General features: G+C 68.3%; 14 protein-coding genes and 1 pseudogene. 6 read left to right on the forward strand and 9 right to left on the reverse strand.

What is annotated here, in order from left to right:
• Positions 1-24: 24 nt before the first annotated feature.
• Positions 25-1,014 (forward strand): formylglycine-generating enzyme family protein, encoded by a 990-nt coding sequence (locus ACWCWD_RS32125; protein WP_450778327.1) that lies wholly within the window; start codon positions 25-27, stop codon positions 1,012-1,014.
• A gap of 72 nt (positions 1,015-1,086) precedes the next feature.
• Here the strand turns inward: ACWCWD_RS32125 and ACWCWD_RS32130 are convergent, their stop codons facing one another.
• Both ACWCWD_RS32130 and ACWCWD_RS32135 read right to left on the reverse strand, forming a co-directional pair.
• On the reverse strand, positions 1,087-3,408 hold the full coding sequence (locus ACWCWD_RS32130) for an N-acetylmuramoyl-L-alanine amidase (RefSeq protein WP_450778329.1): 2,322 nt from the start codon (positions 3,406-3,408) through the stop codon (positions 1,087-1,089).
• Positions 3,409-3,800: 392 nt separating this feature from the next.
• Positions 3,801-4,667: a terpene synthase family protein gene (locus ACWCWD_RS32135; protein ID WP_450778331.1), complete on the reverse strand. Its 867-nt coding sequence runs from the start codon at positions 4,665-4,667 to the stop codon at positions 3,801-3,803.
• An 807-nt stretch (positions 4,668-5,474) separates the two neighbouring features.
• On the opposite strand from ACWCWD_RS32135, the gene ACWCWD_RS32140 reads away from it, so the two are divergent.
• Positions 5,475-7,661, forward strand: coding sequence for an ATP-binding SpoIIE family protein phosphatase (locus ACWCWD_RS32140; protein ID WP_450778333.1), 2,187 nt, complete (start codon positions 5,475-5,477; stop codon positions 7,659-7,661).
• A 136-nt stretch (positions 7,662-7,797) separates the two neighbouring features.
• Positions 7,798-9,816: a LamG-like jellyroll fold domain-containing protein gene (locus ACWCWD_RS32145; RefSeq protein WP_450778335.1), complete on the forward strand. Its 2,019-nt coding sequence runs from the start codon at positions 7,798-7,800 to the stop codon at positions 9,814-9,816.
• Positions 9,817-9,866: 50 nt separating this feature from the next.
• Here ACWCWD_RS32145 and ACWCWD_RS32150 read toward each other — a convergent pair whose 3' ends face one another.
• The 3 genes from ACWCWD_RS32150 to ACWCWD_RS32160 all read right to left on the reverse strand — a co-directional run bounded on the left by ACWCWD_RS32150 (position 9,867) and on the right by ACWCWD_RS32160 (position 14,407).
• Entirely contained in the window at positions 9,867-10,364 is a 498-nt protein-coding gene (locus ACWCWD_RS32150) for a YbaK/EbsC family protein (protein WP_450778336.1), read from the reverse strand.
• Positions 10,365-10,545: 181 nt separating this feature from the next.
• Positions 10,546-11,145, reverse strand: coding sequence for a DUF4913 domain-containing protein (locus ACWCWD_RS32155; protein WP_450778338.1), 600 nt, complete (start codon positions 11,143-11,145; stop codon positions 10,546-10,548).
• A gap of 637 nt (positions 11,146-11,782) precedes the next feature.
• On the reverse strand, positions 11,783-14,407 hold the full coding sequence (locus ACWCWD_RS32160) for an ATP-binding protein (protein WP_450778340.1): 2,625 nt from the start codon (positions 14,405-14,407) through the stop codon (positions 11,783-11,785).
• A 184-nt stretch (positions 14,408-14,591) separates the two neighbouring features.
• On the opposite strand from ACWCWD_RS32160, the gene ACWCWD_RS32165 reads away from it, so the two are divergent.
• A complete protein-coding gene (locus ACWCWD_RS32165; RefSeq protein ID WP_450778342.1) occupies positions 14,592-14,750 on the forward strand; it encodes a hypothetical protein in 159 nt (52 codons plus the stop codon).
• A gap of 605 nt (positions 14,751-15,355) precedes the next feature.
• On the opposite strand, the pseudogene ACWCWD_RS32170 reads toward ACWCWD_RS32165, so the two are convergent.
• The 4 genes and pseudogenes from ACWCWD_RS32170 to ACWCWD_RS32185 form a co-directional block, all read right to left on the reverse strand.
• Positions 15,356-16,518, reverse strand: a pseudogene (locus ACWCWD_RS32170) (DnaB-like helicase N-terminal domain-containing protein).
• On the reverse strand, positions 16,515-16,745 hold the full coding sequence (locus ACWCWD_RS32175) for a hypothetical protein (protein WP_450778344.1): 231 nt from the start codon (positions 16,743-16,745) through the stop codon (positions 16,515-16,517). The pseudogene ACWCWD_RS32170 and the gene ACWCWD_RS32175 overlap by 4 nt, the downstream one beginning before the upstream one ends.
• A complete protein-coding gene (locus ACWCWD_RS32180) occupies positions 16,742-18,007 on the reverse strand; it encodes a type IV secretory system conjugative DNA transfer family protein (RefSeq protein ID WP_450778346.1) in 1,266 nt (421 codons plus the stop codon). Before ACWCWD_RS32180 ends, ACWCWD_RS32175 begins: the two co-directional genes overlap by 4 nt.
• Positions 18,008-18,086: 79 nt before the next feature.
• Positions 18,087-19,079 carry a hypothetical protein gene (locus ACWCWD_RS32185; RefSeq protein ID WP_450778348.1) on the reverse strand — a complete coding sequence of 331 codons (993 nt, stop codon included), beginning with the start codon at positions 19,077-19,079 and terminating at the stop codon, positions 18,087-18,089.
• Positions 19,080-19,200: 121 nt separating this feature from the next.
• On the opposite strand from ACWCWD_RS32185, the gene ACWCWD_RS32190 reads away from it, so the two are divergent.
• Together ACWCWD_RS32190 and ACWCWD_RS32195 are read left to right on the forward strand one after the other, a co-directional pair.
• Positions 19,201-19,572, forward strand: coding sequence for a hypothetical protein (locus tag ACWCWD_RS32190; protein WP_450778350.1), 372 nt, complete (start codon positions 19,201-19,203; stop codon positions 19,570-19,572).
• A gap of 339 nt (positions 19,573-19,911) precedes the next feature.
• A complete protein-coding gene (locus ACWCWD_RS32195) occupies positions 19,912-24,726 on the forward strand; it encodes a DEAD/DEAH box helicase (protein ID WP_450778352.1) in 4,815 nt (1,604 codons plus the stop codon).
• Positions 24,727-24,949 lie beyond the last annotated feature (223 nt).

Consider the following 24,949-nt stretch of genomic DNA (forward strand, 5'->3'; position numbering starts at 1 on the left):
GAACGTCACCACCGGAGCTTCCGCATGAGCACGCCCGACCGACCCTGTTGCGCCCCCGGCCGCACCCCGCACGGCACCGGCCATGTCACCGGCCCGGGCCCCGGCACCGGCGCCCGCCCCGGCCCCGACCACGGCTCCGGCCCCGCGCTGCTCGGCATACCCGCCGTCCCGCCGCCCCCGGGGGACGTACGGGCCGCCGGGCACACCCTGGCCGAACTGCCCGGCGGGACCTTCTGGATGGGCGACGCCTTCGACGAGGGGTACCGGGCCGACCGCGAGGGCCCGGCCCGCCGGGTCACCGTCGCCGCCTTCGCCATCGACACCACCGCCGTCAGCAACGCGCAGTTCGCCGCGTTCGTCCGGGCCACCGGACATCGCACCGACGCCGAACGCTTCGGCAACTCCTTCGTCTTCCACCAGCTCGTCCACCCCGACGCCCGGCGCCACGTCGTCGGAACCGTCCCCGGAGCACCCTGGTGGCTCGGTGTGGAGGGCGCCTGCTGGTCTGCCCCCGAAGGCCCCGGCTCCGGTGTCGAGGACCGCGCCGACCACCCCGTCGTCCACGTCTCCCACGACGACGCCCTCGCCTACTGCGCCTGGGCGGGACTGCGCCTGCCCACCGAGACGGAGTGGGAGTACGCCGCCCGGGGCGGGCTGAACAGCGCCCGCTACCCGTGGGGCGACGAGTTCACCCCCGGCGGCGAGGAACGCTGCAACACCTGGCTGGGCGACTTCCCGCACCGCTCCGACCGGCCCGGCGGCCCCGGCACCGTACCCGTCACCGCCTACCCGCCCAACGGCCACGGCCTCCACAACACCTCGGGCAACGTCTGGGAGTGGTGCGCCGACGCCTTCGGCCCCGGCGAGCGCGTCATCCGCGGCGGCTCCTACCTCTGCCACTCCTCCTACTGCAACCGCTACCGGGTCGCCGCCCGCTCCCACAACACCGCCGACTCCTCCACCGGGCACGGCGGGTTCCGGTGCGCCCGCGACGCGGGCCCGGCAGCACCCTGAGTACGCCGACGCGCCCCGGCCGGAAACCCGTCGGCCGGGGCGCGCGCTGTCACATGTGGTGCCGTTCCGGGCCTACTTGAGGTAGACCAGCCCGTCCGTGGTGATGGCGGGCCGGCCGCTCGTGCCGACCACGACCAGCTTCACCGTGTGCTTCGCGGCGGCCGACCAGGTGGTCGTCCAGATCGCGTCGCGGTACTTGGTGGTCGTCGACTTCAGGTCCACCGTGGCCGTCTTCTTGCCGTCCACGTAGACGTACACCTGCCCCGAGGTCGAGGCGCGCGAGACGACGAGCGCCGCCGACCGGCCGGTGAACGTCCACGTGATGCTCGCGTTCTTGGCGCTGCTGGAGTACGACTTCCCGCCGAGGTAGCTCGTCGAGGACTTCGCGGTCCAGGTGCCCGTCCGGGTGGTGGAGGTCTCCTGGAGGATCATCGGGGTGCCGACCACGGACGCGGCGGCGGTGTTGCCCGCGCGGTCGTACGCCGTCATCTTCCAGGTCGTCGACACACCCGGCTTGGCGGTCTGGGCGGCGCTGACCGTCGTCGGCGTGAAGGTCTTCGCCGCCGGTGCGGTGAGCCGGACCTCCTTGAGCGCGATCCCGTCCGCCGCCTTCCACTTCAGCGTGAGGGGGACGGCCGTGGTGTTCACCGTGCCGGCGCTCAGCGCCAGCGAGGGCTTCGTGGTGAAGGAGGGCGCCGTCTTCTCGGCGACCACGGTCGCGGCGGCCGAGAGCGGCGAGACCTTGCCCGACTGGTGCGTCGCGCGGACCTGCACCTTGTGGGTACCGACGGCGAGCGTCGCCGAGGCGGAGGTGGTGCTGCCGTTCGTGGTCGCGACCACCTTGCCGTCCACCAGCAGCTCGTACTTGGAGACGAGGGCGGCCGGAGTGGTCGACGTCCAGGCGACCTTGACGCCCGACTGCGTGTACGTCGTCGAGCCCGAGGCGCTGCTTCCGGTGACCGAGGTGATGGCCAGACCGGTGACCGGACCCGCCGCGGCGGTGCGGATCGCGCCCAACTGCCCGTAGAGCGCGGTGCCGGGGCACTCGGTGTTGAAGCCGTCGCGGTGACCGGAGATCTGGTTGAAGGTGTACGACTTCCCGGCGGTGTACGCGATGCCGGTGCCGCTCGACTGGGTCGCGCCGGCCACCAGCGTCGTCTTGCCGGCCGGGTCGCCCTTGTACTGGCCGAGCTTCCACGCGGCGAGCCGGGCCACCGCGGTGGTGGCGGGGGTCGATGCCTTGGTGTCGGTGTACATGCCGATGACCGCGATACCGGCGGTCTCACGGTTGAAGCCGTAGGTGTGGGCGCCGAACACCGGCCGGTCCACACCGCCCTTGCGGCCCTCGAAGATCGTCCCGCACTTGTCGACGATGAAGTTGTAGCCCAGGTCCTTCCAGCCGTTCGACTGGACGTGGAAGGCGTGCAGGCTCCGCATGATGGCGGGGGAGTCCGCGCAGGAGTAGTCGTTCGTCTGCGCGGTGTGGTGCACGAACACGGCCTTGACCGACGTCGTGTACTCCGGCGCCTCGTCGTTGAGCGCCTCGTTCGCACCCCACGCGGCCCTGCTGACGATCGGCGGCTTCGGCATCGTGGACACCGGCGCGGGCGCCAGGGTCGGCGAGGGACTGGCCGTCGTCGGGGTCGGTGCCGGAGTGGTCGGGGTGGCCGTCACGCTCGGCGCCGCGGTGGTGGGCGCCGCCGTCGTCGGCTCGTCGGTGGCCTCGCCGGGCAGTTCGCCGGTCTCCGGGGTGCCCTCGGCCGACTCGGTGGCGGCGGGCTCGGTCGTCTCCGGCGCCGACACGGTGTCCGTCGGGGTGGGCTCCGTGCTCTCGCCGTCCTCGGCGAAGCCCTCCGTCATGTCCTGCGTGTACGCGGCCGTCTCCGCGTCGAGCCCCGAGGCGCCCGGGTCGACCGTGTCCAGGCGGAGACCGGCGGGCAGACCCGCGGCGGAGCTGCCCCCGGAGGTCACCCGGACCTCCACGCCGTTCGAAGCCCCCACCCAGCGCGGCTCGGTGGTCCCCCGTACACCTGCCTGGCCGGTCTCGGTGCGCCCGTCGATGTCGGTCGCCAGCGGCAGCCAGCCGGTCCACTTGCCGGTCGCCACCGAGCGGGTCCGCGCCTCGACGGTGCCGGATATCTTCGCCGCCGGGTCGGTCCAGGTGACGCCCAGCAGGCTGAAGGGCTTGGTGTCCTTCTGCTCGAACCCGGCGGCGGTCCCGTCCGCCGACACCTTGAGCTCGTTCTTGTGCACGTCGGCCTGCGCGGGGGCGGACTTGGCGTCCACGCCCCCGTGGGCGCCGTCGGCGCCGGTGACCCCCTCGAACACGAGGACACCCGCCACGGCTGCCGTCGCGACGGCAGCAGTGGCCCATACTCTTCGCTTCGATCTCACGTTTGATTCCCCGAGGATGATGATGAGAGAACGGCGGACCGTCGGCCGAGGTTCTTCCTGAGGTGGGATCGGTGCGATCGGTGCGATCGGCGCGATCTGTGCGAACACCCGTGCGGTACGGGGCAACCCTCGGGAACCGGCCGACCCTTGGTGCCGGAGGGGACAGTGTCGCACGAGAGAACACCCGATCGAGTGAAGGCTTGATCAGGTGCGGGTCAAGGTATTGACAGGACGGTCCGCAGGCGCCGGATGCGGCTTCCGGGGTTCCGCCGCCGAAATTCCGGAAGCCGCATGCCGGGGGCGCCTCGCGCACCGTTCGGGTCCTCGGGAGCTCTCTCCTCAGGACCCACCGGAGGCTCGCCGCGCCCGGTGAGGGGGTCGCGCGGGACCGTTCACGCCGCGAAGAACCGGGAGAGCTCGCTCCGGTCCTCCGGCTCCACCAGGTCCGGGCGGGTGTAGCGCTCGGCCCGTGCGTGGTAGTCGAAGTCGCCCCGCACGAGGCCGCGGTAGTCCCGCACGCACCGTTCGAGAGCGATCCGCTCCGTGCCCTCGATGCCGGCCGCGTCCATCTCCACGACCAGGTCCTTCTCCGCGCGCCGGACACGTTCCGCTATCCGGGCCAGCTGAATGCCGGCTTCGTCGATGGCTTCCTGGAGCGTGCAGCCGCGGTCGCGCTGGATGAGGCGGACGGCGTTGTGTTCGTAGCCCATCGCCGCCTCCTTCTCGAAGGAACAGATGTCGTTGCAGAGACCGGAATGATCGGTCACCGCGTCCCGGAGCGCGACGTAGGCGGGAAGGCTCCGGGCGGCGTCCGTGAGATCTATGCCCGCCGTGATCTCGTGGAGATCGAGGAAGGGCTGCATCGCCACGGAATCCCGGCGGTGCTTCACGAACTCGGCCCGGGTCGGCACCTGTCCGGCGGCCCGTTCGACCGCTTCGGCGTAGTACGTCCAGAGCCACGCCACGGTGTCCCTGCGGAACTGCCGTACCCAGGCCGTCGAACGGTCGCGGTACGTGCGGTTCCGCAGCTCCTCCAGGGTCAGTTCCATGGCGGAGTGCGCCACGGCGCCGTCGAGTACCTCGACGAGCCGGGTGATGGCGGAGCCGCACATCCGGGGATCCCGTCCGGCGGGTCCGTCGTCGAATTCGTCGTCCACCAGGAAGGCCCAGAAGAGCCACTGGCAGAACAGGTCGAGATGCTGCTGGGAAGCGGTCGGGAAGATGAGGGAGATCCACAGCTCCGGCCGGGTTCGGATCATCTTCTTCCGGGCCACCGGAGAAAGTTCCACGCCATGGAAGTCCGCCCATCTCCAGGCGGCCTCCTTGGTCCTCTCCAGACCCGGATTGCATCCGGCGCTGGCGAACGGCATGTGAAACGCCGGTAACGCGATCTGGCTCATTGGTACCCCTCGTCAAGACGGTGTGGATGGAGGGTGGGTTCGGCGGGTGGTCGTGGGTGCACACGGAGCGCGAAGTCGTCGAGAGCTGGCGGAACGGGGCGTTCCGGAAACCGTTTCTTTGGCCAAGGCATCACCCTGCGAGGTGAGGCGGTTGTGGCGGTTCCTCCCTCTTCCTTCTCTCTGTCGTACCGGGACCGCCGAACGGGTGTATTCGGCGGTCGGGTGGAACCGGGCTCCGAACCATGGCGTCACCATGCGTGACACCCAGTCAACCCCGGGCGAGCGGCTGAGGGAAGTCGCCCGTGACCGAAATTGTATGGTGCCGCCGAACGCTGGTGACTTTATGAGCGGTTGATGACCGTCGTAGTCCACTCCGTGGCGTACCCGCGTCAACCTCACGCGTACTCACCCGTCTCATGGAGCGGTCTCGGCGCGCCCTCCCGCCGATGTCCCGAAATCGTCGGCGCGCTCCCCGCGATCCCCCCCGGCCCACCACCGGAAGCCTTGGCGTTACTGCCCTCCGGCGCCTTCCCGCGGTCCGTCGGCCGCCCGCCGGACGTCCGCCCCCGTCCGTCCTCCGTCCGTACGCCCCCCGATGGCGCGAGCGCTTCGCCGGTCCCAAGGTGGTGTGAGGCGAAGTCGTGTTCGAAGGGCGGTGGTGGAGCAGTGCCGGACGACGACCTCCCGTCGGCGGTCCCCCCGGGCGACCCGGCACCCCCCGCTCTGCTGCACGCCCTCGTGACCGCCCCCGTCATCCGTACGTACGTGGTCGACCGGGACCTGCGCATCGTCCGGGCCGGCGCGCTGACCTTCGGCGAGGCCCCGGACCAGGTGGTCGGGCGGCTGCTCACCGAGGTCTTCCGGCTGGAGGACCCGGACGCGGCGGCACGCGCCCTGGAACCGGGCACCCCGGAAACCCCCGCGACCCCCGAGTCCCGGGCACCCAGGCCGACCGAGCGCGCCCCATCCGCCCGGACCGAGTACCCCGGCGAGGGAGAGGCCGGACACGTCGGCGTCGTCCGGGCGTACCGCACCGACCCGGCCGGCACCGACCGCACCTTCGCCGTCGCCTTCCAGCCCCTGGCCGCCGACACGGACCCCGGCACGGACCCCGGCGCACTGCCCGGCGCCTCCGGGCCGGGACCCGCGGCACTGCTCGTCCTGGCCGCCGACATCACCGCCCAGGAGCGCACCGCCGCCCGCGCCGCGGCCCTGGACTCCGTACGCGAACGGGTCGGCCAGTCCCTCGACCTCGCTGTCACCTGCGAGGAACTTGTCCTGGCGCTGGTGCCCGGCTTCGCCGACATCGCGGTCGTGGAGATCGTGGACGACGTCCTGCGCGGCGCCGACACCCCCGCGGGCCCGCCCGCCCGGGGCACCCCGCTGCGCCGCATCGCGTTCCGGGGACCCCTCGGCAAGGACGGGGCGGCCCATCCGGTCGGCGACGTACGGGAGATGCCGCACCCGACCCCGTACTCCCTCTCGCTCGGCGACCTCCGCCCCCGCCTGGTGCAGCTCACCCCCGGCCTGCCGTGGTACGACATCGACCCCGACCGGGCCAGGTCCATCGAGGAGTTCGGGTCGCATTCGATGATCGTCGCGCCCCTGGCGCTGCGCGGCACCGCGCTCGGCGTCGTCAGCCTCTACCGGTGCGGCGGCAGCGAGCCGTACGACGAGGGCGATCTCTCCTTCGGGGTGACGCTCGCCGCGCACACCGCGCTGAGCGTCGACAACGCGCGGCGCTACGAACGCGACCACACCGTCGCCTCCACCGTCCAGCGGCGGCTGCTGCCGTCCGGCCCCGCGTCCCCGATCGCCGTCGACACGGCCCACGTCTATCTGCCCGGACGCAACAGCGGCAGCTGGTTCGACACCATCTCTCTCTCCGGCGCGCGGACCGCCCTCGTCGTCGGCCGGGTCCACGGCCAGGGTGTCCAGACCGCCACGACCATGGGCCAACTGCGCACGGCCGTCCGCACGCTGGCGGCGCTCGACCTGTCGCCCGAGGAACTGTTCTCGCGGGTCAACGACATCGCCGTCCAGCTCGCCGAGGAGCGGGCCGCGCTCCCCGTCGGCGACGCCCTGCGCAACCGTCCCCTCACGGCGACCTGCCTCTACGGGGAGTACGACCCGTTCACCCGGCTCTGGACCGTGGCACGGGCCGGGGCGCCGATCCCCCACATCGTCCGCCCGGACGGAACCCCGCAGGCCTTCGACCTGCCCGAGGGGCCGCCGCTCTCCGCGACCGAGAACCCCCCCTTCGCCACCGCCGAGATCCCGCTGGAACCGGGCAGTCTCGTCGTCCTGCACAGCGGCGGCAACAATCTGCGCGAGCGCCCGGGCCGGCGCCCCATGGAGGAGGTGCTCGCACCGCCCGACCGGGACCTCCGGGAGATCGCCGACGCCATCCTGTACAACTACCCGCCCGTCGACCCCCCGGAGGGCGCGGTGTTGCTCCTCGCCCGCCCCACGGTCGCCGCCTCCGCCCAGGTGGTCACCATCGGACTCCAGGACGACCCGGGCGCCCCGGCGAAGGCCCGTACCGCGACCCGTGCGCACCTCGCCGAATGGAAGGTCCCCAAGGACGCGCTGTACGCGGTCGAGCTCATCGTCAGCGAGCTCGTCACCAACGCCGTGCGCTACGGCACCCCGCCGCTGTCGCTGCGCCTGGTCCGCACCCACACCCTCACGTGCGAGGTCCGTGACGCCAGCCTCGTCGCCCCCCATCTGCGGCACGCCCGGCTCGGCGACGAGGGCGGCCGGGGCCTCTTCATCATGTCCCAGCTCGCCTCCCGCTGGGGCACCCGCTACACCCACGACGCGAAGATCATCTGGGCCGAGGTGGAGCTGTAAAGAGGCTTCCTCCCAGGTCAGGGAGTTGCCGAAGTTGTCGGAGTGTTGGGCAGCCGGTCGCCGGTGCGACATCCGCCCGCCCCAGTGGGCTTTCTAGCGTGCGTGCATCCACCTCGATTCGTTGCTGGGAGCACGTATGCACACCACCCCTGACGGCAGCCCCGGCGCCCCGGAGCGGAGCCTGTCGACGGAAGCGGCCGCACACTCGGCCGACTGCGGCTGTCCGCGTACCGCCGATCTCGACGGCGAAGGGCTCGCGGCCAGGAGCCGGCGCACCTTCCTGCGCGGCGCCGGTGTGCTCGGCGCCGGTGTGGCCGCCACGGCGACCGGACTGCTGGGCGCGACGCCGGCCTTCGCGTCGGGCGCTCCCGAAGCGCAGCACGAGAAGAAGACCAGTGCCGGCAAGCGCGGCACGTGGAGCCCGGACCCGGAGAACCCGCGGTTCACCTTCGTCGTGATGCCCGACACGCAGTACATGTTCGACATCGACCGGATCCACCCGGCCCCGATGGAGGCGTCCTTCCGGTACGTCCTCGACCCGGCCGGCCGGGCCGGCGGCAACGACGAGAACATCGTCTTCCTCGCCCACCTCGGCGACGTGACCAACAACGGCCACGCCGAGGAGTACGCCGCCGTCACCAAGGTGTTCGACATGCTCGACGACGCGGGCGCCGCGTACGGAGTGCTGGCGGGCAACCACGACGTGGGCGGGGACGACCAGCGCGGCCGGACGCCGTACCTGGACACCTTCGGCCCGGCGCGCGCCAAGAAGTCGCCCGCGTACCACTCCTCCAGCCCCGACGGCTACAACACCAGCCACATCTTCCGTGCGGGCGGGCGCAGTTGGATGGTTCTCTCGCTCGACTGGCGCATGTCGGCGGCGGGGTTCGCCTGGGCCAACGCCGTCATCAAGGCCAACCCGACGCTGCCGGTGATCGTGACGACCCACGAGATCGTCGGCTCGTACGACGACGGCTCCGCCGAACTCTCGGCGTACGGGCAGCAGATGTGGGACGGGCTGATCAAGGACAACGACCAGATCTTCCTCACCCTGAACGGCCACTACTGGCCGCCCGGCTCCACCGTGAAGAAGAACAGCGCCGGCAACGACGTGCACCTGCACATCACCAACTACCAGGACCGCTACTACGGCGGCTCCGGCATGCTGCGCTCGTACCGCTTCGACCTCAACCGGGGCCGGATCGACATCGCCACGTTCTCACCGTGGATGCGGGAGCGCGCGGCCGAAGGCGAACTGAACGCGGCCGCCGCCCAGGAGATCGAACTGACCTCCCCCGTCGACTACTTCTCCATGGACATCGACTTCGAGAAGCGCTTCGCCGGCTTCGCCCCCGTCCCGGAGCGGGCGCCCCGCGCCGCCCGGCGGATGCTGGTCCCCGGCACCCTCGCGTACTGGCGGTTCGACGGCTCCGGCGCCGAGGGCGGCAGCCTGCCCGCCGGTACGGTCGTCCAGGACCAGACGGGCCACGGCAACGACCTCGTCCTCCAGCAGGTCCCGGGCGCCGCCGCGAACGCGCTGACCTGGACCGGCGACCACCACCCCGACCAGCCCGGACACGGCGGCCTCGTCTTCGCCGGCCAGGGCAACCCGGTGGCCGGCGCCTACCTCCGTACCGTCGACAAGGCCCCGGTCAACGCGGAGACCTTCCCGCACGGCTACACCATCGAGCTGTTCTTCAAGGTGCCCGCCGACTGGAACGGCGGCCGCAACGGCTGGTCCTCGATGCTCAGCCGCGCCGGCACCGCGGCCGAGGCCGGGAAGAACGGCCCGACGTCGACCGCCGACGAACCGGTCATGACGCTGGGTCTCAGCGGCTCCCTGGAGATCCAGTGGAACGCCTACCCGCTCAACATGGACGGAGCGACCACCGCGTGGAGCCACCTGCTCCAGCAGCAGGAGTGGTGGCACGTCGCCGTCGTCAACGACGGCAAGGTCAGCAAGCTCTACGTGAACGGCTGCGAGGAGGGCCGCAACCCCACCTCGAAGGCGGTCGGCCTGGCCTCGCTCCACAAGCCGTTCCTCGTCGGCGGCTACCAGTGGGCCGGGAACGTCAGCCAGGTCTTCCACGGCACCCTCGGCGACGTACGCATCGTCGACCGGGCCCTGCGGGTGGACCAGTTCATGAACGCCTGACCGGGGCGGGGGCCGGTGGGGCGCGCTTTCGCGGGCTCCGCCGGGTCCCGTCAGTCCGCCGAGACCGGCTCGATCCTGGGCTCGGCGACGGCCCGGAAGTCGGCTGTGGAGAGGGCGAGCGAGCGGTCGAGGCGGCCGGCGTTGAAGTAGATCTCGGGGTGGACCAGCAGTGCGGGGTCCACGACGAGTTCCAGCCGGTCGTCGAAGGTGAAGGGGAGGATCGTGCCGCTCGGCGACTTGGCCAGGTCCTCCGCGATGTCGGGCGAGGCGAAGGAGGCGTAACTCCCGCCGTAGAGCGCCTTCACCGCCGCCAGGTCGACCCGCTTGTCCCCGGGCACGACGACCAGCACGAAGTGCTTCTCCTTCTTGCCGACCTTCACCATCGTGACGATGCACTTGGCGGCCTGGCCGAGCGGGTGGCCGCGGAGCAGGCTGACCGCCTCGGAGTTGCCCTCCGGGGCGTGCTCGATCACCCGGTACGTGGCTCCGCGCTCGTCCAGCAGTGAGAGCAGCTTGCCGTAGATGCCGTCGGTGTCGTCCGCAACCATCTTGTTCTCCCGTCCAGTCGGCTCTGGTGCCCGTGTGGGTCGGGTCGACCGAAGCTGTGCGAACCGTTGGGCGTGGTGTGGTGCTGGGACAGCACCGTCAGGTCGCCAGTCCAGAGGGCCTCCATCGCTTCCTCGGAGTCGTCGTCGACCGGCGAGAGATCGTCGAGGCCGAGAATGTCGTTCACGCCGCCACCCCCGCCTGCTGCGGCGCCGGGGTGGCCAGCACCCGGTGATTGGGGCGAGTTGCGCTGGTCGTGCAGGCCGCGAACGGTCCATCCGGCGCACGTAGGTGCGCCAGAGTTTGGTCCAGGTGGTCGCGGTGCCAGGTCGAGGGGCCGGACAGGCCGGCCTCCGTGTCGGTGAACTGCTGCCAGGCGAGCCAGAGTGCGTGGAGCCGGGCGACGGCCTCGGGGTGTTCGTGCCAGTGCGCGCACCAGGGACGGCTCGTGCTGATCTCCCGGCCGTACACCGGCAGGAAGAGGTAGTTCACCCAGTCGCTGAGGGCAGCGAGTTCGACGGCGTACTCCTTGCCGCCCAGGGCGAGGATGAACACCGAGGCGGGGCCGTCGAGCTTCTTCCCGTCAGCCGCCTCGGCTTCCGGAGCGCCGTCCGGCGGCTGGATGGCGCCGGGGTCGGGCTCGGAGCCGAGGCGGTCGAGGATGACGCCGTGCTGCCTGACCTCGGCCATGGTCTTGGCGAGGGTGCTGGCGAGGTCGTCGAGGTCTGCGTCGGGGACGCGGTACGGCTCGGGGCCGGGGGAGGTCGGGCTGGTGTCGGCCATGGGGGGTGTGCTCCATCTGTGAGACGGCGACATGCCCGAGAGGATCCGGAGAAACAGCGGTTTGGTCCGGCCGGAAAAACGCGGTAGTGGAGCGCTGTCGGTCGGCGCAGCGGGGGAAGGGGGGCGCCAGCAACTGCAAGGCGTGCGCAGCCTGTTGTGGGACGACGCCGTTGCCGAGCGCCGTGAGCTGCGCCGGACGGCCGAGCCCCGGAGTCGCGGTGACCCAGCCGGCGTCGAGGCCCTGCATCCACTCCACGAAGTCCGCGCGGAGCCGACCGGCGCCGTCCGTGGGGGCCGGGGCCGGGCGGGTGCGGCTCTCCCATCGGGTGATGGTTATGGCGATCCCTGAAAACTGCCACCCCGGACTCAGGTGTTGACCAGACCTTCGCACCTTGATGCCCCACCCGCGGTGGTTGACCTGGGGGAGCGCCAGAGCCCCGGGGCCGCCCGTCAGCCAGACCGCCACCAGAGCCAGCCAGGCCAGTCCAGCGTGGGCGAAGCCCATCGCGTCAGTGATGCCGAAGGCGTCCCTGACGAGGCGGGTCGGGTCGAACACTCAACGGATGGCGGCCCCGCGACGCTCGCTGGGGTCCGGCCAAGGTGAACCCCAAAGCCGACATAGAGTGATCTTGGTGGATCAGTAGTGCAGTCCAGGATCCTCCGGAGCCCGAAAAAGCGAGTAGCGGCTTACCGTGTCCTCGGCGCCGTGCTGCATCCAGCGCTCGTTGTGGGTCACGGCCAGATTGAGCAGCATGGTCCGCTCGCCATCGGGGTCACGCGCTTCCCGGCAAGCCGCAGTAGCTGCGGTGAGCACCTCGATCGCCTGGTCGAACTGTCCCAAGCTGCGCAGTACGGCCCCCAGATTACCCAGCGCACTGCTGGCAAAGCGGGGGTCATTCATCTCCATGTAAATGGCCGTAGCGGTCCTGAAAGCCTCCGCAGCCTCTGTGAATCGACCAACGTGCACCAGTTCGGTTCCGAGGCCGTTCCAAGCGACTGCCCGGCCGTCGTCGTCGTCGATCTCTTCGCAAATTGCCAGTTGGTAGCGCAGGGCCTTGATCGCTTCGTCGTGGTGGCCCATGTGAGACAGGGCGCGTCCCATGTGGCCCAGCACCTGGACCTCACCGGGACGGTTGCCGCCCCTTCGGAACATGGCGTCTGCCGTGTTGAGAGCCTTGACGGCGAGATCCAGTCGGCCAGTGTCGATCAGTGTGGACCCGAGGTTGCAGAGTGTCTGCGCCTCGTCCTGAATGCTGCCGACTTCCTTGAAGATGCCGCCTGCCGAATCCAAGGCCGTGAGTGCCTCGTCGAACCGACGGCACAGCGTCAGGGCGGTCCCGAGGTTGAGCAACGCCCTAGCCTTCGCCTCGGATTCCCCGTTCTCCTCGCAGATGGCGACGGCTGCGGCGAGGGCATCGACCGCGCCCTGAAAACGCTGCCCGTCGACCAAGACTGTGCCGAGGTTGCACAGCGCTTGGTGTTGCCTGACCCGCTCCCCTGCTTCCCGGAAGCTCCTGACCGAATTGCTGGTGATCGCGATCGCGTCCTCGATATACCGGCGTCTCCGCAGGAACGGAAGAAGGACGAACGACAGGTCCGCGCCCGCAGGATGTCCCAGCGTGGTGGCCATGTCCGAGACCGCCATCAGGTTCACCCGCTCGGCTTCCAGCCAGGCGATCGCTTGTTGCGGGTCGGCGAAGACGTCGTTGCGGGGCTGCGGCTCGACATCGGTGTCCAGGACGAGGTGAGTGGTGGCTGCCCGGGAGACACCGAGGTAGTGGTCCAGCAGGCCGGTCAGCGCGGCCGCCCGGCCGTCCTCATCGGCGTGCCGAAGTCCGCTCTCTTGGGCGTATAGCCGGATCAGGTCGTGCATGGACCAGCGCTCGCCCGCACCCTGTAGCAACTGGGCGCGGGCGAGGTCGGCCAGCAATCGGCGGGAACTGACCGCCCCAAGCAGTGCGTTGGCGGACTCCGTCGAGATGTCTGGGCCCGGGGCGGCTGAGAGCAGGCGGAATGTCCTTTGGTGTTGCTCCGTCAGGTGCTGGTAGGAGAGTTCGAAGGTGGCGCGGACAGCCATTGGCCGACCGTGTTCGTCGGTGTCGTCGTAGTGCAGGGCGTCCAGACGGGTGCGAGCGTCACCGAGCTCCGCGACCAGGCTGGCGAGGGGGCGCGCCGACTCGTCACGCAGCAACGACGCGCAAATGCGCAGGGCCAGCGGGAGGCCTCCGCACAGCTCGGCCAGGCGGCGAGCGTCGTCAGACTGGTCGACGACCCTGGTGTTGTCCGGGTCCTCCTCGTGCAGCACCCGTTCCAGCAGGCCGACGGCGTCGTCCATGGGCAGGGGACCGAGATCGACGCGGCGGGCGGATGCCAGCGGTCCGGAGAGCCGGTGTCGGGTGGTCATGATCGCCCGGTGGGGCGGTGAGGGCAGCAAGTGGGAGACTTGGCCGCTGGTCCGCACGTTGTCCAGCACCACCAGCAGGGGGCGGCCGTCCCCGGCGAGGCCCTGGAGTGCCATCTGCCAGGCGTCGCATTTGCCGTCGTTAGTGGGCGGCAGGTCCTTCTCTTTGACGCCTAATGCCCGCAGGAATCGGCCGGCGACCGCTCCCGCCTCCGCTTGCTGCCCAGGAACGTATCCGCGCAGGTCTGCGAAGAGCGCTCCGGCCGGGAACCACTTCTTCGCCCGGTGGGCCGCGTGCAGGGCGAACCCGGTTTTTCCGACCCCGCCCATCCCGGTGATTACGGAGACCGCGGGTGCTCGCCGCTCGTTGTTGACCTGAGCCAGGTCGAGGTGAGGGTCGAGCCAGCCCAGGGTCTCGCGCAGCTCGGCCTCACGGCCGGTAAAGCCGATGGGCGGCGCCGTGAGCGTGACTGGCGCCGGGAAATCGGGTTCACGCCTGGTCGTAGGGCGTCCTCCCCGAGCGGCCTCGCGTTCGGCCCGCGCTCTGAGTAGGAGCTCGTCCCAGAGCCCCGGCGGCACAGGCCGGTACCCAGCGGTCCCCCTTTGTCCCGCTCGGGCTTCGAGGAACCGCACGACGGCTTGGAAATGGTTCCTGTATTCGGGCGCTGGCACGGACTTAGCGTTGAGCCAGTCGTGGATCGTGGAGGCTCCGGCGGCATACTGCCCAGACCGGCCGGTCCCCCGTTTTCGGAGTCCGAGTTGATCTGCTAGGGCCGTGAGTTGGGACAGCGTCGGCTTGTCCGCCTGGTCATACGCGTGCCGCATCTGCTTCCAGAGTCGTTCGCTCGCCGTCGTCGCCATCCCGCCCCAGCCTTCCCTCCGTCCGGGCCATGAGGTGCTCCGGAACGCTCCTCCCCGCCGTGCTGACCAGGCTAGTTGGCCGCACTGGGTGCGGGTGAGCCTTCGCCGGAAACTCCCCGGAAGCGGGGTTATGGCAGCCAGCCCGGCCGCACCAGCGGCCAGCACGAGCACCTCGGGAGCTGACATGACCCACGATTCCCGCACCAACGACAAGGGCGAGCAGCGCAGTCGGCGAGCAGCCGCTCTCCGCCGTATCGCCATGGCCATGATCGAGCGCGTCGCCGTGGTGGTCGCCTCCGACCTCGCCCGGGAGCTCATCGACTGGAGCGTCAACTCCCGCTGACGAGAGAATGAGTATGGAGTGGGCGTGAGCCGGAAGCGGCTCGCGCCCACTCCGTTGGTGCGACTTCAGTGCCAGCAGCAGTGCGAACCGTGCTCGTCGGAGTCCCTGGCCTTCTTCGCCCAGGCCCACTTCTCCTCCAACGGGGTGAAGAACACTTGCAACTCCATAGCAGCTGTTGGGCTCACCTTGGCCAGATCTCTCGCTCGCTGAACCTCCCACTCGCTTCAAGGCTCAACGAGCCGGGGAATCGTGAGCGGGGGCGGGGACTACTGAGACGTCTTTGACAGGTGAAGTCGGCCGTCACGACGCACACCCGATGGGCGGTGGTCCACTCGACGGCTGTGATATCGCCCAGGTTCGGGACGTCGGGCCAGGATGCGTGAGGCGTTTCGGTCGACCACGGCGTGCCAGGCCAGGGTGCCGCCGAGGGCGGCCTGCACGCCCAGGTCGAGGCCGCCGTACCCCGAGCAGAGAGACCCGATCAACGGAGAGCGCAACGGGGCGGCGAGGCTCGGGTGCAAGGCGCGTAGATACGGCGCGGCTGTGGAGACGGGGTAGATCAAGGCGAGTTCCAGGGGCAGAAGTGGGCTGGTGGGGAGGGCGTCTCACGGGTGGCCGCGCGAGGGTGGTCGGGCTGCTGACAGCGTGGGGAGACGGCTGGCCGGGGCTGGGGGTGGCGCGCCTGGGCGGGGTGTGCTGCGGGCGCGGGCGGCCTTCACTCGGTCGGGCGGCGGCTCGGCCGCCGACGGAGCGGATGCCGTGGCCTTCGGAGCCGGACTGCTGTTCGCGGTGGCCCAGCGGGCACGTACCTTGTCGAGCGGACCGAGTTCGTGCAGAGCGTGGTTGATCAGCCGGCCGGGCCCCAGGACCTCGTCCTGGGCCAGGGTCCGGATGGCTCGCGCGGAGGCGGCGGCGGTGCGCGTGACGGAGGAGCGCATCACCCGCTGTCCGAACCAGTCAGCGCTTCCGGGGACCATGCCTTCGCAGACGGCGGTCAGCTGCTCGCTCGACACAGTGCCGTCGGCCAGCAGACCGCGTCGCTGGGCCTCCCAGAGCAGGGTGATCCGGTCGATGGGTTCGCCCCGGTGGTGCAGCGCGCCCAGGCACCGGTAGAGCTGCCCGTGGGTCGGGTCGGCGAAGTCTCCCGGCCGCAGCCAGGCCACCACCTCGCCCATGGCCCCCGGCTGTTCGGCGAGGACGGCCAGGAGGAAACGCTCGTCCTCGGCGACCTGGCCGCTCTGCGCCGGAGGCGGGATGTGCGTGGCCCGTCGGTGGGTGGGACCGGTCGGGGGTCGGTTCCCCAGCGTCGCGCAAGGTCGGTGAGTACGCCGGTCAGGACGTCCGCCGTGCGCAACGCTCCCTCGACCTCGCCCTGGACGGCGTCGGCCCGAGCCGCCTGGTGGAGACGGATCGCGTGCTGGGCGACGGTGCGGTGAATCGCCCCCTCCAGCACCATGCGGCCGTACACCGGGGCGTGCTCGGTTCGGGGACACGCCTGGATCAGGGTGTGGGCGTACGCCGCGGTCAGCCCGCGCACGTGCTGTCCGGCCTCCTCGACCGCGTCGGTCACCCACGACAGCGGCAACGGACCATCGGCCGAGAGCGCGGGATGCCCGTCGTTGCGCAGCTTGCGGAGCGCCTCGAACAGCGCCTGGTGGACGGGCCGATAGAAGTGGTCCGCAGCGAGCCACTCCAGGTGCGTGAGCTGCTCGGGGTCGAGGAGTGCGGCACCGAGGACCGCCTGCTCGGCACTCATCAGCGGGTTCACCGCCGGCCTCCGGGATCAACGCAGGACGCCTCTTCCTGCCGGACGAGGAGATTGGCGACTGCCTGGTCGGCAGCGGCCATCGACAGCGCGAAGTCGTCCAGGACGGCAGTGAAGGCGGGATCGGAGGCGGGAACCGAGCCTGTCCCGCCGTCAAGCCACCACCGGCCACCGCGCAGGACGACCGGAGCGTGGGCCAACCGCCCCTGCTGTGGTGTGGGCGCGCTCATGCCGACAGTCCAAGATCGTCCTGGCCGATGCTCTTCGCGAGGGCACGCTCGGTGATGGCCTTCGTGGCACGAGCGGAAGCCGGGCCGACCACCTTGGCGGAGGGCTCCTTGTACCAGGGCTTGAGGTTGAGCATGGCGACCCGGATGCCGGTGGCCAGCAGCAGTACCTTGCCCTTGGGCAGGGCACGGATGGCGTCCGGCGGAAGGATCCGCTCCGTGCGCATGCTCACCGAGGTGGACTTGCCGCCCTCGCTGGTCGACACCGAGGTGGTCTGGACGTCGTGATCGCCGACCTGGCGGCTGAGCCGGTCGGCGAAGTCCGCGTCATCGATGCCAGATCCGATGATCTTGATGGTGGCGGCGGAGTACAGGGCGTCCATACCGGCCTCGCCCCAGCACCGCTGGCCCTGACGGTAGGACTGCAGGATCGTCATCGGGATGACGCCTCGGCTGCCCAGGTGGCTGTAGAGATCAGGGAGGTCCGAGATGCGACACACGTTTGCCGCCTCGTCGAGGACGCACAGGGCGGGCGGGTCGAGTCGCCCGCCGGAGCGCTCGGCGACGATCACGGCCGCGCGCATCACGGCGTCGGCCGCCGCCGCGATGATCGCGGACGCACTGCCGCCGCCGTCCTTGCTCAGCAGATACAAGGTGTCGCGGGACGTGGCGAAGGCGAACGGCTGGAACTCGGGAAGGTCGTCGTTCGGGGTGACCCAGGCGGCGACGTCCGGGTCGAGTAGGCAGCTCGCGTACTGCCTCGCGGTCTCATAGATGCCGTCGCGCGTTTCGGTCGCGCCGGAGACGGTGCCCTGAAGCTGGGCGGCGACCGCATGGTGGCCGACGTCGGTGAGCAGGTCCACCGGGGTGCGGTCGGCCGGCATGGCGAGCCAGGCCAGGACGTCGGTGATCGGCTGCCGGTGGGACGCTGCGGCGAGGAAGAGGGCACCGAGGGTGTTGCTCGCGGCGGTGGACCAGAAGTCGGAGCCGCTGGACTCGTCCACGCTCGCGGTCACGAAGTGCCCCGCCAACCTCTTCGCCCCGGCGAGATGGGCGTCAGCGAGGATGTCCCACCACATCTCGCGCGGGTGGTGGGCGATCTGCTGCGGATCGAGGGTCCAGATCGTGCCGACCTCGGCACGGGCGTCCACCGTGGTGGTGAAGGCGTCGTTCGCGGCTTTGTTACTGGTGAGCAGGACCGGGCCCGGTGCCGAGAAGATCGCGGGGATCGCCAGCCCGGACGTCTTGCCGGAACGCGGGGCCATGATCGCGACGATCACGTCCTCCCAGGACGCGCGGACCTCCGCACGGCCGGGATCGAGGATGCCGAGCAGGATGCCGCGGTCAGCGGGCAGGACCTCTTTTACTCTCCCGGCCGCCCAGGCTCGGGCGCAGGCTCTTCGCCTTGGCGACGATCTCCTTGTCCAGCAGCGGCGCCAAGTCCGCCTTCCGGGCGAGGCCGGACTTGGACCCGGCACGCCACCGCATCCACAGCACGGCAGTGGTGACGACCAAGGCAACGGTGAACAGGGCAGGGACGACGCGGGCGCCGACCTTCAGCATGCTGGTGCTCAGGGTCGGCCACAGCACCTCCGGGTGCAGCAGCGCGTCCGTTATGCGAAATGGGTCCCATGTCCCGCTCCCGACCAAGGTGTTGGTGAGATTTCCGGTCAGCCAGGCCAGGGAGCCGAAGGCCATGGCGGCGCCGAGGATGCCGAACAGGAGGTAGAGGAGTGCGTCCGACCCGGTGGTGGTCGAGGGCGCGCTGGCGCGCGGGGAAGGCACGGCGTTTCCTTGGGTGTGCGAGCGGGCAGCGGACGGCACAGGAGCAGCCTCGGCACCGAGGACATCGTCGAGCAACTCCCGGCTGCGGAAGACGTTGGCCATCTGGTGGTGCCGGGGGTCCGTGCGCTCTGCGGGACAGGCAGCGAGACCGTCCTCGGCGACTTCCTGCTCACGGACGTCCTGGAGCATCCCGTACGCGGCTGCCAGTCGGGTCCACGTATCGAAAGCCGGATGGTGATGCGGGTCGTCGAAGTCGAGGCGGGCGCGAGTCCAGTCGGCGGCAGAGGCGACGAGTTCGGTCAGCTCGGGCAGAGCCCCGACCAGTGCGCCGTTGACCTCCTCGATGATGCCCGCCACCTCATCGGGCGAGGCGTCCTCGTGGAGGCGAGAAAAAATCCCGCGAACCGAGTACGGATCGGCGGAAGCGCTGGGCAGGCGCCTGACCTGCAGCGGCTTGTCGGAGCCCGGTGCCACGCTGTGGTGGGCGAGCCGGATGTTGTGCTGCATGGCCGCACCGACGGCCTCGCCGATGCTGGAGTAGTACTCGGGCACGTTTGCCTCTTCGGGTGAGTGGTCCTTGACGGGTGAGTCGAGCGGGGGCGCGCGACGTACTGGAGGCCGACGGCGGAGAGGGCGGCCGGGGTCACCGTCGGGGGGTTGAGGCGCGCGGTGGGTGACCACCGACGTGAACCAGCTGCTCGGACAGATCGAGGTAGAGACCAAGCGCTCCGCGAGAACCCGCGTCTTCGGTTGCCTGCTCACCCCGGCGGCCGCCACCCAGGACGACGCTGCCGAAGCGGCTCACGACAGGATTGTGCTGGTCAACCACGGTGCGGCTGTGAGGCGCTATGACGTGCTGGCCAGCCGGCTCCGCCAGTACGATGCGCTGTGCGGTGAGAACAACGCCGAAGCACGCGGTGCGGCCCGCACGAGGATCGAGGCACTCCTGCCGCAAGAGGACCGTTGGCTGGGCAAGCTGCTCGCTCCCTCTCGCGGGCGGCTCATCACCGCAGACGATGTAAGTAAAGTCTTCCCGTCGACGTGACGCCAAGGAGTGCTGCTCGGGCAGTGCCGCGATCCACGGCAGCCTCTAAAGAGGCCACCAGATGGGTGGCCAGAGTCCGATAGGCATGCTCCAGCGTCGTAGATCGCCGTGCGCAGGGTGGCCTGCTGAAATACTCAGTGGCGAGCTAGGCCGCTCAACCGAGGATGTTCTACCTGACCTGGGCGGTTCAGAGCACGGGTGAACGGACGGCGGGAAGGATTCCCGGGTGGCCAGTGGTCTGGTTTAGCGTGGCTCACGCACACCAGCACACGGTCCCACCCGTCCACGAAGAGGGAGAAGCGACGCACAGTGGCCACATCGGTGCACGACGTTCTCAGGATGATCCGCGACAGCTCCCACACGAATCGTGACCGCGGTACCCGCTTCGAACAGCTCATGGTCCAGTACCTGCGAACCGATCCGCAGTGGACCCAGCAGTTCAGCCAGGTATGGATGTGGTCCGACTGGCCGGGGTCCGAGAGCGACAAGCGGGATGTCGGCATTGATCTCGTGGCTCAGGACCGGGAGACGGGCGGGCTCTGTGCCATCCAGTGCAAGTTCTACGAGCCGCAGCACACAGTGCAGAAGGTTGACATAGATTCCTTCTTTACTGCGTCCGGCAAGGGCAACTTCACTCGTCGCATGATCATTTCAACGACGGAGAAGTGGGGCTCCAACGCCGAAGCAGCCCTTGAAGGCCAGCAGATCCCCGTCACGCGTGTCGGTCTCGCGGAGATCAACGACAGCCCCGTTGACTGGGATATCGTCTGGCCCAAGCCGGGCGAGACTTTCGAGCTCCGCCTGAAGCATAAGAAGGCTCCGCGCCCGCACCAACGAGAGGCGATCGACGCGGTCTTCGACGGCTTCGCGGACCGCGACCGCGGAAAGCTGATCATGGCCTGCGGCACGGGTAAGACGTTCACCGGCTTGCAGATCGTGGAGCGGCTACAGAGGGAGCGAGCCGAGCGCGGCGAGGGCGGACACACTCGCATCCTTTTCTTGGTGCCGTCCATCGCGCTGCTCTCGCAGACTCTGCGCGAGTGGACCGCGCAGGCACAGGTCCCGATGAACAGCTTCGCAGTCTGCTCTGACACAAAAGTCAGTAAGCAGGCCGCCACGAGTGGCGACCTGCAGGACATGGCTACCTACGATCTTGCGTTTCCCGCCACCACCAACCCTGCAAAGCTCATCGAGCAGATGGAAAGCGTGGAGGCCGGCCCTGGTCTTACCGTAATCTTCTCCACCTACCAGTCGATTGCTACGGTGTCCCAGGCGCAGCAGGCTGGTATGGGTGAATTCGACCTGATCTTGTGTGATGAGGCGCACCGCACCACCGGGGTTTCGCTCACCCCGCAGGACGAGTCCAGCTTCGTGAAGGTTCACAACAACGACTACGTCAAGGCAGCCCGCCGCCTATACATGACGGCGACCCCGCGCATCTTCAGCGATGACACCAAGACCGACGCCAAGCAACAAGAAGTCGCTCTGGCCTCCATGGACGACGAGGCTCTCTTCGGGCCGGAATTCCACCGCCTCGGCTTCGGCAAGGCCGTCCAGCAGGGCCTGCTTACCGACTACAAGGTTCTGATCCTCACCGTCGATGAGCAATACGCCGCCGAATCACTGCAGCAGCAACTCGCCGACCAGAACAGCGAACTGTCGAATCTCGACGACGCCGTGAAGATCATCGGTTGCTGGAATGGCCTGGCCAAGCGCACCGGTACCTTCGCCGACGGAAGTGGCTTCAAAGCGGGCGAGGCGCCGATGAAGCGAGCTGTGGCCTTTGCTAAGAACATCGCCGACTCGAAGAAAATCACTGAACTATTCGCCGACGTCGTCGACGCCTACGACGGCACCGACGACAATATTTTGCAATGCGAGATCCAGCACGTCGACGGCACCTACAACACCCTGCGTCGCAACGTCCTGCTGGACTGGCTCAAGCAAGACCCCGGCGAGAACAAGGCCCGGATCCTCTCAAACGCCCGTTGTCTCTCAGAAGGCGTCGATGTCCCCGATCTAGACGCCGTGCTCTTCCTCCACCCCCGAAACTCCGTGGTGGACGTCGTCCAATCCGTTGGACGCGTCATGCGCCTGGCCGAGGGTAAGAGCTACGGCTACATCATCCTGCCTGTCGGAATTCCCGCAGGCATGGCCCCCGACAAAGCCCTCTCCGATAATCAGCGGTTCAAGACTGTTTGGCAGGTCCTCAACGCGCTCCGCGCCCATGACGACCGCTTCAACGCGACCGTCAACCAGCTGGAACTGAACAAGAAGCGCCCCGACAACATCATGGTTGGCCACGCCGGCCCGGAGACAGATTCCCTCGGTGAGGGCACCGGCCATGCGCAGGGCGATGCAGCTGCGGCCCGCTGGGTGCAAAGCGCCTTCGGCGTTGAGGACTGGCGTGAGGCGATCTACGCCAGGATCGTCAACAAGGTTGGCGAGCGGCACTACTGGGAGGACTGGGCCAAGGACATTGCACAGATCGCCGAGAAACACGTCGCCCGCATTAGGGTGTCCCTGAAGCTTCCGCAGAAAAAGAAGGCGTTCGAGACGTTCGTCGAGGAGCTGCGCGCGAACATAAATCCCGGTGTCAGCGAAGACGATGCCATCGACATGCTCGCCCAGCACCTCATCACGAAGCCCGTCTTCGACGCACTGTTCAAGGATTACGCGTTCTCCGAGCACAACCCCGTCGCCCGCGCCATGCAGCGCGTGCTAGACACCCTTGAAGACCAGGCGATTGGGGACGAGGCCAAGAAGCTCGAGAGCTTCTACGAATCCGTACGTGTACGAGCCGAGGGCATCGACAATCACGAGGGCCGTCAACGCGTCATCACCGAGCTGTACGAGAAGTTCTTCAAGACCGCCCTGCCTAAAACAGCCGCCGCGCTCGGCATCGTCTACACCCCTGTCGAAGTCGTGGACTTCATCCTCCGGGCGACGAACCAAGCCCTGAGCAAGCACCTCGGTCTTTCCCTGTCCGATGAAGGCGTCCACATCATCGACCCCTTCACGGGCACGGGAACTTTCGTCGTGCGCCTCTTGCAGTCCGGGCTCATCAAGCCGGAAGACTTGCTCCGGAAGTACGTCGGCGAACTCCACGCCAACGAGATTGTGCTCCTGGCGTACTACATTGCCGCAGTCAACATCGAGGCCGCATTCCACGATCAGTGCGGAGGCGATAAATATATCCCATTTGAGGGAATCGTCCTCACCGACACTTTCCAGCTTGCCGAGGACAGCGCGGAAAACCTGTTCAGCGGGCTCGAAGGTAACAGCGAGCGGGTCAAAAAGCAGCAGGCTCAGGACATCCGAGTCATCATCGGTAATCCTCCCTATTCCGTCGGGCAGGACAGCCAGAACGACGATAACCAGAACCTCAAGTACGAGGCGCTGGACGAGCACATCCGCACGACGTACGCTGCCAAGTCGACTGCATCAAACAAGAACTCCCTCTACGACTCCTACATCCGCGCCATCCGCTGGGCCTCAGACCGCATCAAGGATGAGGGCGTCATCTGCTTCGTTTCTAACGGCGGCTACATTGACGGCAACACGGCGGACGGCCTGCGCAAGTCGCTCGTCGAGGAGTTCGATGCGATCTACTGCTACAACCTTCGTGGCAATCAGCGCACTGCCGGTGAACTGTCCCAGAAGGAAGGCGGCAAGATCTTCGGCTCTGGCAGCCGCAACACCGTTGCCATCCTCCTCTTGATCAAGAGCGGTGGCGCGGCAGAAACCGACTGCGAGCTCCACTACCGGGACATCGGCGACTACCTTAACCGAGAGCGAAAACTCGCCATCGTCGCTAGCCAGGACCTCAGCACAGTCGAGTGGGAGCAGATAGTTCCCAGCGCCGAAGGGGACTGGATCAACCAGCGCGACCAGCGTTTTGGGGCGTTCCGGGCCATCGGGGAGAAGGGAAAGGCTCCCCAGCCCGAAGCTGTGTTCACACTGCACTCCAGCGGCCTGAAAACCGGACGTGACGCCTGGCTCTTCAACTTCTCCAAGCGGAAACTTTCGGCGAACGCTCGATCAATGATCGATTTCTACAACGGTCAGATGGAAGGGTTCGCGGAATACTGCAAGGTCGCAGAGATTGCCGCTGCAACAGCGGCGGACGTGTCGAAGTTCATCGACTTGGACCCCAAGAAGATTAGCTGGAACGAGTCGGACAAGGACCAGATCAGAAAGGGTGTCGTTTACGCCTTTGATGGGGAGTCTGTCTGTACCAGCAACTACCGTCCGTTCACAAAGCAGTGGGTGTACTTCGACCAGCGCCTGAATCAGCGGTCCTACCAGCTTCCGCAGATCTTCCCGACACCCGAGCACGAGAACCTCGGTATTTACAACGTAGGAAACGGTTCTGCCGTGCCGTTCTCCGTGCTCATGACCGACTCGCTGCCGGACCTGCACGTAACGGGAGCGGGAAGCGGAGGTCAGTTCTTTCCCCGCTACTCTTACCGTCAGCTCGGTGCTGGTGACGATCTATTCTCCGCTACCGAGGGCGACGGTTACGAACGCGTCGATAACATCAGCGATGCCGCTCTATTCGACTATCGCAAGACGTATAACGACGACTCCATCACCAAGGACGACATCTTCTACTACGTCTACGGTCTCCTGCACTCTCCGCAGTACCGTGAGCAGTTTGCTGCAGACCTGAAGAAGTCCCTGCCGCGCATCCCCAAGGCTCAGGATTTCAGCGGCTTCGCCGACGCCGGCCGTAAACTCGCAGACCTGCACATCAATTACGATTCCGTCGAGCCGTACGCCGGAATCGTAGAAGAATTTACCGGCGCCAAGGACGCGCCCCCGTCCGAACGGTATCGCGTGGCCGCCAAACTGAAGTTCCCCTCCAGGAAGGGGGATAAGGACAAAACCACGATCATCTACAACAGTGGCGTGACCCTCTCCAATATCCCGGAGGAGGCGTATCGGTACCAGCTCGGCGCGCGTTCCGCGATTGAGTGGATCATTGACCGCTATTACGTTAAGACTGACAAGCAGAGCGGCATCGTCAACGACCCCAACGACTGGTCCGACGATCCGCGCTACATCATCGACCTCCTCAAGCGGATCGTGACCGTCAGCGTAGAGACGGTGAGGATTGTGGAGGCTCTCCCCCCACTGGATATCTTGGAGTAGGCCTACACCCGGCTCCGGACCATCTCGCACGTTCACGGATGGCGGCGAGTAGTCCGGACCTGCCCAAGGGCAGGTCCGCTGGCCGAGTAGACGGCAGACCCATCGTGACCTACTGCTGCAACGCGCGAGCTAAGGGCTGTCCCGCAATCCCTGGTGGGTGCGCGACGACAGCTACGGCACCTCGCCGCGTTGTCGGAACGTCCGCATACATCCAGTATGCGGA

The sequence above is a fragment of the Streptomyces sp. NPDC001493 genome, from assembly GCF_053597235.1.